The 13,724-nt window shown below is 27.8% G+C and carries 12 protein-coding genes; 9 read left to right on the plus strand and 3 right to left on the minus strand.

All coding sequences use genetic code 11. From position 1 onward, the window contains the following. Positions 1-154 precede the first annotated feature (154 nt). The 4 genes from ACZJV1_RS02670 to ACZJV1_RS02685 all read left to right on the plus strand — a co-directional run bounded on the left by ACZJV1_RS02670 (position 155) and on the right by ACZJV1_RS02685 (position 4,428). Positions 155-607 (plus strand): methylglyoxal synthase, encoded by a 453-nt coding sequence (locus ACZJV1_RS02670; protein ID WP_411169730.1) that lies wholly within the window; start codon positions 155-157, stop codon positions 605-607. A 16-nt stretch (positions 608-623) separates the two neighbouring features. Then, positions 624-1,199 carry a TetR/AcrR family transcriptional regulator gene (locus tag ACZJV1_RS02675; protein WP_411169731.1) on the plus strand — a complete coding sequence of 192 codons (576 nt, stop codon included), beginning with the start codon at positions 624-626 and terminating at the stop codon, positions 1,197-1,199. Positions 1,200-1,231: 32 nt separating this feature from the next. Beyond that, the gene (locus ACZJV1_RS02680; RefSeq protein WP_460286050.1) at positions 1,232-1,795 is read left to right on the plus strand and encodes a sugar O-acetyltransferase; all 564 of its coding nucleotides are present in this window, start codon (positions 1,232-1,234) and stop codon (positions 1,793-1,795) included. A 380-nt stretch (positions 1,796-2,175) separates the two neighbouring features. Beyond that, a complete protein-coding gene (locus ACZJV1_RS02685) occupies positions 2,176-4,428 on the plus strand; it encodes a YhgE/Pip family protein (RefSeq protein WP_463651331.1) in 2,253 nt (750 codons plus the stop codon). Between the two features lie 288 nt (positions 4,429-4,716). On the opposite strand, the gene ACZJV1_RS02690 is transcribed toward ACZJV1_RS02685, so the two are convergent. Both ACZJV1_RS02690 and ACZJV1_RS02695 read right to left on the minus strand, forming a co-directional pair. Then, positions 4,717-6,012, minus strand: coding sequence for an MFS transporter (locus tag ACZJV1_RS02690; protein ID WP_463651332.1), 1,296 nt, complete (start codon positions 6,010-6,012; stop codon positions 4,717-4,719). A 237-nt stretch (positions 6,013-6,249) separates the two neighbouring features. Then, the gene (locus ACZJV1_RS02695; protein ID WP_463651333.1) at positions 6,250-7,554 is read right to left on the minus strand and encodes an alkaline phosphatase family protein; all 1,305 of its coding nucleotides are present in this window, start codon (positions 7,552-7,554) and stop codon (positions 6,250-6,252) included. A gap of 311 nt (positions 7,555-7,865) precedes the next feature. Between ACZJV1_RS02695 and ACZJV1_RS02700 the strand changes: the two genes are divergently transcribed. The 5 genes from ACZJV1_RS02700 to ACZJV1_RS02720 all read left to right on the plus strand — a co-directional run bounded on the left by ACZJV1_RS02700 (position 7,866) and on the right by ACZJV1_RS02720 (position 11,689). After that, positions 7,866-8,210, plus strand: coding sequence for a cupin domain-containing protein (locus ACZJV1_RS02700; RefSeq protein ID WP_411169736.1), 345 nt, complete (start codon positions 7,866-7,868; stop codon positions 8,208-8,210). 255 nt (positions 8,211-8,465) lie between these two features. Beyond that, the gene (locus ACZJV1_RS02705; RefSeq protein ID WP_463651334.1) at positions 8,466-8,921 is read left to right on the plus strand and encodes a hypothetical protein; all 456 of its coding nucleotides are present in this window, start codon (positions 8,466-8,468) and stop codon (positions 8,919-8,921) included. Positions 8,922-9,153: 232 nt separating this feature from the next. Then, positions 9,154-9,822 (plus strand): response regulator transcription factor, encoded by a 669-nt coding sequence (locus ACZJV1_RS02710; RefSeq protein ID WP_463651335.1) that lies wholly within the window; start codon positions 9,154-9,156, stop codon positions 9,820-9,822. Next, positions 9,822-11,189 (plus strand): sensor histidine kinase, encoded by a 1,368-nt coding sequence (locus ACZJV1_RS02715; RefSeq protein ID WP_460286055.1) that lies wholly within the window; start codon positions 9,822-9,824, stop codon positions 11,187-11,189. Before ACZJV1_RS02710 ends, ACZJV1_RS02715 begins: the two co-directional genes overlap by 1 nt. A 134-nt stretch (positions 11,190-11,323) precedes the next feature. After that, the gene (locus ACZJV1_RS02720) at positions 11,324-11,689 is read left to right on the plus strand and encodes a hypothetical protein (protein WP_460286056.1); all 366 of its coding nucleotides are present in this window, start codon (positions 11,324-11,326) and stop codon (positions 11,687-11,689) included. Between the two features lie 210 nt (positions 11,690-11,899). Here ACZJV1_RS02720 and ACZJV1_RS02725 read toward each other — a convergent pair whose 3' ends face one another. Beyond that, positions 11,900-13,675, minus strand: coding sequence for a methyl-accepting chemotaxis protein (locus ACZJV1_RS02725; protein ID WP_460286057.1), 1,776 nt, complete (start codon positions 13,673-13,675; stop codon positions 11,900-11,902). Positions 13,676-13,724: the final 49 nt, after the last annotated feature.

Below are 13,724 nucleotides of genomic sequence, written 5' to 3' on the forward strand. Positions count from 1 at the left end.
TAATGAAACTACAGAATATTTAAAAAATATTAAAAGTTATATACCATTGTAAATTAATATTTAGTTATGTATAATTTTAGTAATAACTGAGATGATAAAAATTTATTCTTAGTTTTAAATAAAAATAAACCTTTGGTTGATTAGGGGGAGAGGTATGAGTAAATATAAAATGGGTGAAAGAAAAAAAATAGCACTTGTAGCTCATGATAATAGAAAATCTGCTTTAATTGAATGGGTGTATGAAAATAAAGAGTTATTAGAAAAACATATACTTTGTGGAACTGGAACAACTGCTAAGCTTATTAGTGAAAAAACTGGATTAAGTGTACATGGTTTTGAAAGTGGACCAATGGGAGGAGATCAACAAATTGGAGCAGCCATAGTAAATGGAGAAATAGATTTAATGATTTTCTTTTGGGATCCATTAACATCTCAACCTCATGATCCAGATGTAAAAGCACTACTTAGAATAGGGGTACTATATGACGTAGCAATTGCAATGAATAAATCTGCAGCAGATTTTCTTCTAAGTTCAGATAGGTTTAATGAAGAGTATGAGAAAAATATTGTAGATTATTATGACAAAATAAGAAAAGATAATTTCTAAGAAGGTGGAGATCTTAATGAATAAAACTAAAAGAGCTATCTTTGAATCAGCTATAAAGGTTTTTTCTAGTTATGGTTATACTGGAGCAACAATGGATGAAGTTGTAGCTAGAGCTGGAGTAGCTAAGGGTAGCTTGTATTATCACTTTAAAAGTAAAGAAGAACTCTTTATGTTTATAATTAAAGAAGGAATAAATCTTATAAATGAAGAAATAGAAGAAGCAACAAAGGATATTGATAATCCATATGAAATAATAAAAGTTTCTGCAAAGGTTCAACTTAAATATGTTTATGAAAACAAAGATTTATTTAAGGTAATAGTTAGCCAGCTTTGGGGAACTGGTGATAGAAATAATATGTTAAGAGAAGAAATAAAAACTCTTATAGATAGAAGTTCACTTAAGTTTAGAGCTGTAATGGATGGAGGATTTATCGAAAATGATGATCCAGCTTTCTTGAGCTACGGTTTAATTGGAGTATTAGTTTCTTCAGCTCTTTATGAAATTTTAAATGAAGATAAATACGACCATGAAGAAATAGTTGAGAAATTTATGAAGTATTTTCAATATGGAATAAATGTAAAAAGAGATTGAAATAGTTATTGTGATTTAGGAGAGAGTATGACATGAAAGAAAAAGAAAAAATGCTTAAAGGATTACCGTATGATCCTAATGATGAAGAATTAGTAAATGGAAGATTAAGAGCCAGAAAGCTAACTAGATTATTTAATTCAACTATAGAAACAGAATTGGATGAGCGTAAAAAAATATTAAAGGAGCTTTTCGGTTCAACAGGAGAAAATATTTATATAGAGCCCAATTTCAAATGTGATTATGGATATAACATACATGTCGGAGAAGGATTCTATGCAAATTTTGATTGTATAATGCTTGATGTATGTGAAATAAAGATAGGTAAAAATTGCTTTATTGCACCAGGAGTACATATATATACAGCAACTCATCCAATAGATCCAAATGAAAGGCTAAAATATGAATTTGGGAAAAGTGTTACTATAGGAGATAATGTTTGGATAGGAGGGCATTCAACTATAAATCCAGGAGTCACAATAGGAAATAATGTTGTAATAGCTTCAGGATCAGTCGTAACTAAAGATGTTCCAGATAATGTTGTAGTAGGAGGAAATCCGGCTAAAATAATAAAAAACATAGAACTAAAAAATAGATAAATAATAAAAAATAATAAATTGATAATATAAGTGATAAATATACAAAAAATTTAAAAATATTTCTTAAAAAGGTTAGTTATAAGCACTTAAAGCTATAGACTAGTCTTTTTTTATACTTTTCTTATCTTCAGTTTGTAAGTGGAAATATGTAAGTTTGCGTTGACTTGGAGCGGAGCGACGGAAGAAGCAAATTTATATATTTCCACTTTTTTATTTCGAATTTATTGGTAAATGTTTTCATTATACTATTCTAAAAATTAATGAAAAAACCTAAAAAAATTTTCAAAAATTATATTGACTACCCAGTACAAAAGTAGTATAAATATATCATACTGATTAACTGACTAATCAGTACAAAAAATTAAACAGAGGGTGATTGTATGAATTTCCTAAAGATTGCAGGGGAAGACATCAAGAGCATATTTAAAAACCGATTCATACGAGTATCGATAATTGCAATTATTATAGTACCACTATTATATTCATTATTATACTTATATGCTTTCTGGGATCCATATGCAAAACTTAGTGATGTCAACGTTGCGGTAGTAAATAAAGATGAAGGTACCATCTTAGATGGGGACAAGGTTAACTATGGTAAGGATATTGAAGAAGAATTAAGGGGAAATAACGAAATTGGATGGGTTATAACATCTGAAGAGGATGCTAAAGAAGGCCTAGAAGGTAAAGAATACTATGCAAAAGTAGTTATTCCAAAGGATTTTTCATCAAAGGTTATAGCAGCTAAGGATGGAGCACCAAAGGTTGCAAAGATTGAGTTTATAACAAATGATAAAAAGAACTTCTTAGCAGCACAAATAAACTCAAAAGTAGAAGGTGAACTTAAGGCAAATATAACTAAAACAATAACAAATAATTATGTAGAAGTAGCATTTGATAGTTTATACGAAGCTAAGGACGGATTAACTCAAGCTGCTGATGGAAGTAAACAAATTAATGATGGTTTAAGCACAATGAATGAAAAAGTACCAGAATTAGTTGATGGAGCAAACAAATTAGGCGATGGTTCAGGTCAACTAGTAAATGGACAAGTTGCACTTAATGATGGTATTGGAGCTGCAGCAAATGGTTCTAAGGCTTTAAATTCAGGACTTGGACAATTATACGGAAAAGTTCCAACACTAAGTAATGGAGTAAATGCTTTAGCAAAAGGAGCGGGAGACTTAAAGGCAGGAATTTCTGAAGCTTCATCAGGAGCAAACCAATTAGCTGATGGAAGTAAAAATATATATAATGCCTATACAGGAAAAATATATCCAGGTGTTGGTCAATTAAAAGCAGGAGCAAATGAACTAAATAAAGGGATTAATCAGTTAGTAAGTGGTGTATCAGATTCAACTAAAGCAACGGCAATGATACAAAATCTTTTAGATAGAGCATCTAAATCTACTAATAATGATGAAAAGAATCAATTGATACAACAAGCAATGCAAATAACTCAAGGAATACAAGCTAGTGCTGTTGAAAGTGCACCAGAAGTTAAGAAATTAATAGAAGGAGCTTCAAAATTAGATAATGGATTAAATGGGTTATACGCTAGTTTAGATCCTAATACTAGTGAATTTGGATTAGGATTAAAAGCTATAGCTGATAACACAGGAAACTTAAATGCTGGATTAGATAAGTTAAATGCAGGTGCTACACAATTAAATGATGGAACTATTGCTTTAAAATCTAATATGCCAGAATTAAGTTCAGGAATAACAGCACTTTATAATGGTTCAAATGAATTAGTAAGCGGTTCAGTTAAACTTGCTGATGGTTCAAACCAATTAGTAAGTGGACAAAAAGCATTAAATGATGGAGTATCTCAATTAACATCAAAGGTACCAGAGTTAAGCGATGGAGTTACAAAGCTTCATGATGGAAGTAATGAATTAGCAACTAAGCTTAATGAAGGTGCAGATGAGATGGAAAAAGGATTAGTAAATCCAGCAGATACGATGGGTGAATTTGTATCAGAACCAATTAATATGAATTTAGAGTCAATAAATAAAATTCCAAATTACGGAACAGGATTTGCACCATACTTTATACCACTTTCATTATGGATAGGTGCAATAATGATGTTCTTTGTAATACCAGCAAATGTTAGAGATGAAGAAAATTTATCTAAGTTTGATAAGGTAGCAGGTAAATATTTATCTTACGCATTTGTAGGTGTTTTACAAGCAGTGCTTGTAAGTGTGGTAGTATTAATGCTTGGATTAAAGACAAGCAATGTAGTTGCTTATGTAGCAACAAATATATTCTTATCGCTAGTGTTTATTTCAATTATTCAATTCCTAATTTCATTATTAGGTGATGCAGGAAGATTACTAGGTATAGTATTACTAATACTTCAACTTACTTCATGTGCAGGTACATTCCCACTAGAAGTAGTACCTGGATTCTTTAAAGCATTGAATCCATTTATGCCATTTACTTATGCAGTTGAGGCTTTAAGAGAAGTTATATCTGCAGAAGTAATCAACTATAGCATAATAGGAAAAGACTTCTTAATCTTAGGCGTAATACTAGTAGTATTTTTAATTATGTCTATAGCTCTAAAAAATGTTGGAGAAAAGATAGCCGAAAAGATAGAAGGAAGAAAATCAGAAATGACAGCATAGGATTAACTAGATTATAAAATTAAAATGTAATAACTAAATAAATAATTACTATGAAATGAATAACAAAAAGATGTAGAAGTTTTTAATAATTTCTACATCTTTTTTTATTCTTTGGAAATTATAAAAAGTTTACTCTGTGAATAACTTTTATAATTTCCTTTATTCAGCTTTGAAGTTCACCTATGTAATTTTGCGATGACTTGGAGGGTCGCAAGGTCATAAGCAAAATTTACATAGGTGAACTTTTTATAGTGACTATATAAATTAAATTGAAACCTGTATTACATATTAAATATTTTTATTGGGCTTTCTCACATTACTAATGGAATCTTTATTAATATCTTTATCATCCTTTACTTTAGTTAAACAGAAAAAGCCTATAGAAAATAAAATTATTAAGCTCAATATACCATTTTTAGTTTGACCTGTTCCTTGAGTTATTATTGCAACAAGGAATGGCCCCATAATTGCTGCAAATTTTCCAAATATATTATAGAATCCAAAAAATTCATTAGCATTTTCTTTAGGAACCATTTTGCCATAGAAGGATCTAGATATTGCTTGGATACCACCTTGAGCAGAGCCTACAGCCATTGCAAGTATCCAAAAACCTATGGCATTTTTAATAAAATATCCATATATACAAATTATCATATAAGTTATTATTCCAATATAAAGAAGCTTTTTTCCACCGTATTTCTCTGACATCTTACCATATAAGATTGTAAATGGAAAAGCTACAAATTGTGTAATAAGAAGTATTACAAGTAAAGAAATCATAGATATTCCAAGATCTGTACCATAGGAAGAAGCCATTCCTATTATAGTATCTACACCATCAATATAGAAAAAGTATGCAATTAAGAATAAAAATATATTTCTATGATTTTTAATTTCTTTTATAGTTGAAAAGAGTCTTTTAAAGGAATTAGAAATAGGATTATCTTCAGGTTCAATATAATATACTTGATTAACATTTTTAAGTATAGGAATAGTAAATATTAGCCACCAAATAGCTGTAATTAAAAATGTTAACTTACATGCTGCTGGAAGTGTAATTGGTAGTATCTTCATTTGGGTAAGCAAAACAACTCCTATTGAAATTATAAAAGGAATAGTACTTCCTATATATCCAAGTGCAAATCCATAGGATGAAACCTTATCCATTCTTTCTTTAGTAGATACATCTACTAAAAAGGCATCATAAAATATATTTGTTCCTGAAAACCCAACAAGAGTAAATCCATAGCAAAGAAGTAAAAGTATAGGGTTGTTTGCAGGAATAAATGCAAGAAGTATAGTGAAAATAACACCAATAGAGAAAAAGTACTTAAAGAACTTCTTTTTATTTCCTTTATAATCAGCGATAGTTCCTAAAATAGGGGCAAGGAGAGATACTACCATAGTAGAAAGAGAAATTGTGTATCCCCAAAGAGCTGTAGAATTTGATGGTGACATACCTCCAGCCTCAGCTACAGACTTAAAATACATTGGCAATATAGATGAAGTTATTGTCATTGAGTATGCAGAATTAGCCCAGTCATAAAGAGCCCAGCTTTTTTCTTGTTTGGTTAAATATTTCATAATTAATCCCCCATAATTTATAGATTTTAACCTTTTATACACTTAACATTAATTGATCTATTTTCCTAAATTAAATTTATAATATAAATTATTTACTATATAGGAAATTATAAAAAGTTTACCCTGTGAATAACTTTTTATAATTTCCATCCTTCGGTTTTGAAGTTCACCTATGTAATTTTGCGATGACTTGGAGCAAAGCGACGGAATAAGCAAAATTTACATAGGTGAACTTTTTTATAAGTCTAAAATTCTATCTTCTACCATACCATCAGTATTTACTAAATTTAATCCTAATAATTTTGCAAAAGTAGGTCCATGATTTATTATTTTTCCGCTTTCTAAAACAATACCTTTTTTAATTCCTTTTCCAAAGGCAACTAAAAATGTTCCATAGTTATCTTTAGTAGGAGAGTATCCGTGAGTAGATTTAGTTCTATGAGGTAATTTTCCAATATCACATTCATTAACTTCTTCAACAACATTTCCACAAAGCTCATCAACAAAGTAAAATCCTCTTTTTGCCTCAAGCATAAAGCTACATTCCGGATCAGCACCACAATTAACAGCTTCTTCATTGTTTAATATAAATTCTATAGGTGAGTCAGAAGTATTTTTGAAGTCATTTAATATAGTAGAAACAAGATTCAATATTTCTTTATCGTTTCTATTTTTTAAATAAATATAAGAAGAGCCATCACAACTTTTAGCTATAGCCTTATAACTTTTTAACTTACCTTTTGAATCAACTTCAAGCAATCCATTTTCCTTAAGTAGCACATTAAGATTAATCATATTATTTCCATCAATAGTACTATGATCCCCTAAAGCTACAATTGTACTATCCTTTAGTATATTAGCCTCTTTTAGGGTATCTATTAATTCACCTAGTCTAATGTCATGTCTTTTTAAAGCTTCATTCGCTTCAACACTATTATATCCATGGTAGTGTCTATGAGCATCAACATCAGTAAAGTGGATAAGCATTAAGTTAGGCTTATATTTTAATATTGTATATTTTACAGATTCTTGAACAAAGTTATCTAGAGCAGGTTGAGAAATTCCATCTCTAATATGGCCAAACCTTTTATTTAAATCAAGTTGATATTTTAAAGAGCCAGATAAGATAGACATTACCAATTGATTATGCCAAGGCTTAGTGCAGAAAATTTCAGGTAAATTATAATCTATACTGCTTCTACCAGTTACAGGCCATAATAATGATGCTGTGGTTAAGTCATTTTCTCTGGCTAATTCAAATAAAGTTTTTGATTTAATATATTTACTATACCAATACCAGTCAGGGCTAGCATCAAATGCTTTATTTAAAGTATTGTTAACAATTCCATGCTTACTAGGATACATTCCTGTTATGATACTAGAATGTGCAGGATAAGTTAAAGTAGGATAAACACTTTCAATATTATTTATTAAACTTCCATTTTCAATTAAATACTTAAAATTTTTAAATTCTCTTAGTTTAACTACATCCTCAGATGAAACAGCATCAAAGGATAGAATTATCAAATGTTTAGTTTTCATTTAATATTTACCTACCTTTTAATTAGTAATTATATATTAATTATATCGTATAAAAGTTAAAAATATAATAAAGTATATGTAATATTAATGTTAAATAAGCCAATAATACTTAATAAAAAGTTAAGCTAATTTAATATAAATATTGATAAGTTACATTTAAATAATATATTTATATATCTACAAAAATCAAATAATAATATTTTTAAAATTTAACGCTAGTATTTATATAGAATAATATCTGATTAAAAAGTAATACTAAATTTAAGTAAAATTAAGTAAATTTAAATTTTATTAATATGGAGGTTATTTAGATGGATATTAACAATCATCTTTTAAATGGAGTATTAGAACAATACAATGATATGGTCGTACCAAAGATTCCAGTTTTTACAGGAAATGATATTACTTCAGAAGTTTACTTTTTTAAGCCAGGACAAGTTTTGAAAAGTCATAGACATCCAAGTGGAGAGCAAATTTTTATATTTCTAAAGGGAGAAGGAAAAATTAAGGTTGGAGAAAATGAATTTGATGTAAGTGAAGGAAGCACAGTATTTATACCTACTGGAGAGTGGCATGAAATAACTAACGGAAGCAAAAATAAAATGACTGCTGTTCAAGTAACTAAAGTAGGTGCAGGAGCAGAGTATAAATCTTAAAGTTAAAATAAATTAAAAGAGTAAGTATAATATTTTAGTTATCCTTACTCTTTTAATCTTTATTGTTAAAATATGATTTTTATGGAGAGTGTAAAATAATGAAATGTATTTATAGTAATAAATTTCCAGGTGTGATACTATTGTGAAAATATATTCTGAAATGTGAGGTTCTAAAACATTATCTTAAATATTTATAATAGTATAAAGTTTAGTATAAAAAACTATGATTAAGAATTATTTTATGGGGGAAGGATAATGAAAAATAAAAAAATTTTAACAATAATGCTAGTAATTTCTATAATTGTGAATACTGTTTTATTTAGTATAATTTTTAGAAAAGAAAGAGTCGCTATTTATAAAACAAATATATTAAGTGATGATATTGAAATTAACAATATAACGTTAGTTTCTATCGGAAAAGTTATATACATTCAAGATGGATTTGAAATTAACGCGTTACATGATATAGAAAATATAGAGTATTTATATTTAGAAATTAATGTAGATGGTAAGCAAGCCTTAACAGTTTCAATGGGAGACATATATCCCAAAATAAATAATATTACAAGAGATTTATTTGGAATAATAGATAAAATAAAAATAAAAGAGAATTCAGTAATAGAAGCAAAATTAAAATATAAAATTAATGGACAAGAAAAAGAAGAAATTGAAACCATACCTATGAAATCAGCTATAAAATATAAAAATTAAAATTATATTAGATGTTAAATATAATAATGGGAATTTAGTTTATAATATTTCAATATGTTAGATAAGATAAAAATAAATAAATTGATATTTGTGGATAATTATATAGTTGATAATCTTTATAAAATATGAGATTAATATATAGGTAAATATTTATAAAATGTTTAGCTAATTTGGATATTCAGATATTTAAGAAAAGGGATTATATATTTATGTTTAATCCTTGGAGGATTTTATGAAAAAGATATTAGTGGTGGAAGATGAAAAACAACTTAGTAAAATTATAAAGTTATACCTGGAAAGAGAAGGATATGATGTTACTTTAGCTAATGATGGGAAGATAGCTGAAGGTTTAATAGAAGATAATATATATGATTTGGTTGTATTAGATATAATGCTACCTAATAAGGATGGATGGTATCTTTTAAAGAAAATAAAATTTTTAAATAGTAAAACACAAGTAATTATAACTAGTGCCAGGGGGGAAGAAGAGGATAGAATTTTTGGATTTGAACTTGGTGCTGATGATTATATGGTTAAGCCATTGAGTATGAGAGAGTTGGTATTAAGGGTTTCATTAAGAATTAATAGTGATAAGAAAGAATACTTTAAGGATATTAAGTATAATGATTTAAAAATAGAAGAAGAAAATAGAAGAGTATTTGAGAAGGAGAGTGAAGTTATTTTAACTCCTAAAGAATATGATTTAATGATATTTTTAATTAAGAATAAAAATAGAGTTTTCACAAGAGAAGATTTAATAGTAAGTGTGTGGGGATATGATTTTTATGGAGATACAAGAACTGTAGATACTCACGTTAAAAAGCTTAGAGAAAAAATAGATTTCTTTAAAGAAAACTTAAAAACTGTATGGAGGGTAGGCTATAGCCTTACAATAGAGTAATGAATAAAATAACTGAAAGAATGGTTAAGTATCTATTTGCTATGAATCTAGCAGTAGCACTTGTAGGATTTCTTTTAACCTCTTTTATTTTACCAAAGATTTATATAAATAATGAGTATAAAGATTTAGAAAAAGCAAGTGAATATGTTTTGGAAGCAGCTCAAAATAATACTGTTACAGATCTAGCTAATATATCAGCTGTGTTAATAAATGAGGGAAAAATTTCTAATATGTGTAGACCAGCGAATGGGCATGGACAAATGGGTCAGATGGGACAAATGGCTCAGATGAAATCTATAGATTTTGAAAGCATAAAAGGAAAGGAGATATTTAAGTCTAGAAATGGAGATACATACATAGGACTTAAAAAGACTACAGATTATGGAGATATAGTTGTTTATAAAAGTTATGAAGGTACAAAATCTTTAATAAAAAGCGTTAATTTAATTCTTATATCAATATTTTTATTTTCATTAATTGTGTCAACTTTGATAGCTAGTTATTTAGGTAATAAATTTACAAAGCCAATTATAATTTTACAAAAAAGAGCTAGCAATATTTCAAAAGGAATATATAAAGGGGAATTTTTGGTTAATACAGGAGATGAAATTCAAGAATTAAATGATAGTATAGATGAAATGGCTAAAGAACTTGAAATAAAAGATAATATGCAAAAAGAATTTATTGCAAATGTTAGTCATGATTTAAAAACTCCTTTAAGTGTAATTAGAGCTAATAGTGAAGTTATAAAAGATGGATTAGTATCTGGAGAAGAGGTTAATGAGTATGCTTCTAATATAATTAAAGAAGTGGATAACTTAACAGAGCTTGTTGGTGAAATATTAACATTATCTAGATTAAAGGATAATAATAAATTAATTAAACTTTCAAAATGTAGCTTAAAAGAGTTTATAGAAGAAAGTCATAGTAGATTAATTTGCTATTTGAAAAATGATGAAAATTTGGGTTATAAATTAGAATTAAAAATAGATGATAATTTAATTAATAAAAATATATTTGTTTTAATAGATAAGAATTATTTATTTAGAGTTGTATCTAATTTTTTTATTAATGCTATGAAGCATTCAGGAAAAAAGGATGGAAGTGTACTTTTTAGGGTAGAAGAGTTAAATGAAGATATAAAAATATCTATTAGAGACTATGGAAAAGGGATAGATTCAGAAGAACTTAAATATATTTGGGATAGATATTATAAAGGAGAAAAAAGTGGGGGAATGGGGTTAGGCTTAGCTATTTCTAAAGAAATAATATTAGCTCATGGATTTAAATATGGAGTTGAAAGTGAAGTTGGAATTGGGAGTGATTTTTATTTTATTATTCCAAAGAAACTAATAGAAATACAATAAATTTTCACAAATCCATCACAAGTTTATCATTAAACTATTAAATATTACCTTTATTATATAATTAAAGTTGCTTAAGAGGAGAGTTTTAAAAATAATCTTAAGTGGCAAATTATATTAAAGTTGGAGGTATAATCATGAAAAAAATATTTTTATCTTTATCATTAATTGCAGCCCTTACAGTAGGTACTGGTGCTATGGCATTTGCGGCTGATGGGGAGGCAGCAACAACTACAAATGAAAATACTACTACAATAACACAAGTTGATGAAGCTACTATAGATAGCCAAGATACAAATACTTACTGCCAATACAATGAGAATTGTCCATATAATGGAGAAGGCTGTGAAGGATCTGGAAAATGTAGAACTGATGGGCAAGGATTAGGTAGAAGGAATTGTCAAGGAGGATCTGGAAATCAAAGTTTAGAAAATGGTGAAAAAAGAGGAAACTGTGATGGAACAGGTCAAAGAATGGGCTTTAGAGGCGGAATGCAAAAGTAGAATATAATTATTAGTTATATTTATGTAGATGATTTGATAGTTTATAGAGAATAAGGTTTATTTAAAAATTACACTAGGTAGAATCATTTTTATATGGCACTACCTAGTGTAATTTCTAATAAAAAAATCATAATTATATAAAATCTTATTAATTTCCGATTAATAGAATATTAAGTATAATATTATAATATTTAAGGTTCTATATTGATTTTAGAATTTAAATTTTGTTAGAGTTTCTGAAAGTTCTTGTGCTAGCTCAGCTTGACTTTGAGCTGTTTCAGCAATTTTAGTTATGGCACCTATAGTTTCGTTAATGCTATCTTTAACAGCATTAACATTTGATGATGAGCCTTGAGTCATTGAAGCAACTGATTGAACAGCATCACTTAATTGAGACATTGTTGCAGATACTTCTTCAGACATAGATGCAATATCTTCACTCATTTTTCTAACAAATACTCCATCACTTTCATATTTACTGCCTATTTCAATAAAGTTTTTAAATTCTTTCATTATTTCATTGTTCATAAATTCCAGTAAAGTATTACTACTATCAGTTATACTATTAAAAGCTATTTGTACCTGTTTAACAGTATCTTTAACATTTTGAACTGAGGCTCTGGATTGCTCAGCAAGGTTTCTTACCTCTTCAGCCACTACTGCGAATCCTTTGCCTTGCTCTCCAGCACGAGCAGCTTCTATTGCAGCATTTAAAGCGAGAAGATTAGTTTGTTCAGCAATTTCTTCAATAGAATTTGCCATATAAACTATTTCATTTACAATTTTACCTTTTTCAATTGAAGATTTTATGTCACTTTCAACATCTTTATATAAATTGTTTGTATTTTCAATTACATATTCAGTATTCTCCTTAATATTAGTAGCTCTTTTTTGTATCTTTTCTGAATTCATATTTCCATCAGTAGCTTTTTCAGAAAGGACATCTATGCTTGAACTTACTTCTAAAATAGAAGCAGATAACTCTTCTGTTATAGCACTAGTTTCTTGAACTATAGAGTTAATTTCACTTGAAGAATCACTTATTTGATCAAATTGACATGTAACTTCCTCAATAGCCATAGATAAATCTTCGGTAGCAAAGTTAACCTTGTTAGTGCTATCTATAACAGTATGAATTATTCCTTTTAAATTTTCTTGAGCTGTATTAAGGGAATTACCTATAACTCCAAACTCATCATTATATTTGTCCACTATAGATTCAGATAAGTCATATGTAGCTAGTCTATTAGATAAGGACATTATCCTCTTTAGTGACTTACTAATTCTAAGTATAATATGAATTGCAGATGCTAGAGCAAGAATTATTGATAAAATTAGAACTATGGATGTAATTCTTAATGAGCTATTATAAATATCTTTATTTGATTTTAGAGATTCTTCTGCCCATGTATTATTTAATTCTACCAATCTATCTAGTTTAATTGTAAAATATCCACATGTTTTATCTAAATCATATACAAAGTTTTTGGCTTCATTAATTTTATTTTCATTTACTAATGTAATTATTTTATTTGATAAATCATCAATAGTATCTAAAGATTTTACTATTTCATCAAAACGTTGTTTATCTTCTTCTTTTACAATTGAACTTTCGTAGAGTTCTGCAATTTGTGAGTTTCTTTTAATATTATAAGCTATATTTTCAGTTAAAGTTTTTCTTTCTGATTCATCAGTTGTTGAAAGTAGTAATTTGCTACTTAGATAATTATAAGTAGTATTTTCACTTAATTCATTAATATAAATTACTCCTAAAGTATTATCGGAGTAAAGGTTTTCGGAGGCCTTATTAACTTTATTCATATTATAGAGCCCAAGTCCCCATATAAATAATAACAAAGCTATAATTAATCCATATGACTGTATAAGTTTATGAGATATTTTATGTAATTTTTTATTAGCCTTTTTAACTTTTTCTTTTGGAATTTTTTCTTTTTTAATTAGTTGGAATTTAGTTTCTGTACTCATTTAATTCTCTCCTATTTATACAATAAATTTATTTAGTAAAATAACAAAA

The sequence above is a fragment of the Clostridium sp. LS3 genome (assembly GCF_055330225.1).

Excerpts from the sequence above, each read along its gene's own strand:
- ACZJV1_RS02715 (WP_460286055.1), top strand. The coding sequence starts at position 9,822 with ATGAATAAAATAACTGAAAGAATGGTTAAGTATCTATTTGCTATGAAT.
- ACZJV1_RS02680 (WP_460286050.1), top strand. The coding sequence starts at position 1,232 with ATGAAAGAAAAAGAAAAAATGCTTAAAGGATTACCGTATGATCCTAAT.
- ACZJV1_RS02725 (WP_460286057.1), bottom strand. The coding sequence starts at position 13,675 with ATGAGTACAGAAACTAAATTCCAACTAATTAAAAAAGAAAAAATTCCA.
- ACZJV1_RS02705 (WP_463651334.1), top strand. The coding sequence starts at position 8,466 with ATGAAAAATAAAAAAATTTTAACAATAATGCTAGTAATTTCTATAATT.
- ACZJV1_RS02675 (WP_411169731.1), top strand. The coding sequence starts at position 624 with ATGAATAAAACTAAAAGAGCTATCTTTGAATCAGCTATAAAGGTTTTT.
- ACZJV1_RS02690 (WP_463651332.1), bottom strand. The coding sequence starts at position 6,012 with ATGAAATATTTAACCAAACAAGAAAAAAGCTGGGCTCTTTATGACTGG.
- ACZJV1_RS02720 (WP_460286056.1), top strand. The coding sequence starts at position 11,324 with ATGAAAAAAATATTTTTATCTTTATCATTAATTGCAGCCCTTACAGTA.
- ACZJV1_RS02685 (WP_463651331.1), top strand. The coding sequence starts at position 2,176 with ATGAATTTCCTAAAGATTGCAGGGGAAGACATCAAGAGCATATTTAAA.
- ACZJV1_RS02710 (WP_463651335.1), top strand. The coding sequence starts at position 9,154 with ATGAAAAAGATATTAGTGGTGGAAGATGAAAAACAACTTAGTAAAATT.
- ACZJV1_RS02700 (WP_411169736.1), top strand. The coding sequence starts at position 7,866 with ATGGATATTAACAATCATCTTTTAAATGGAGTATTAGAACAATACAAT.
- ACZJV1_RS02695 (WP_463651333.1), bottom strand. The coding sequence starts at position 7,554 with ATGAAAACTAAACATTTGATAATTCTATCCTTTGATGCTGTTTCATCT.
- ACZJV1_RS02670 (WP_411169730.1), top strand. The coding sequence starts at position 155 with ATGAGTAAATATAAAATGGGTGAAAGAAAAAAAATAGCACTTGTAGCT.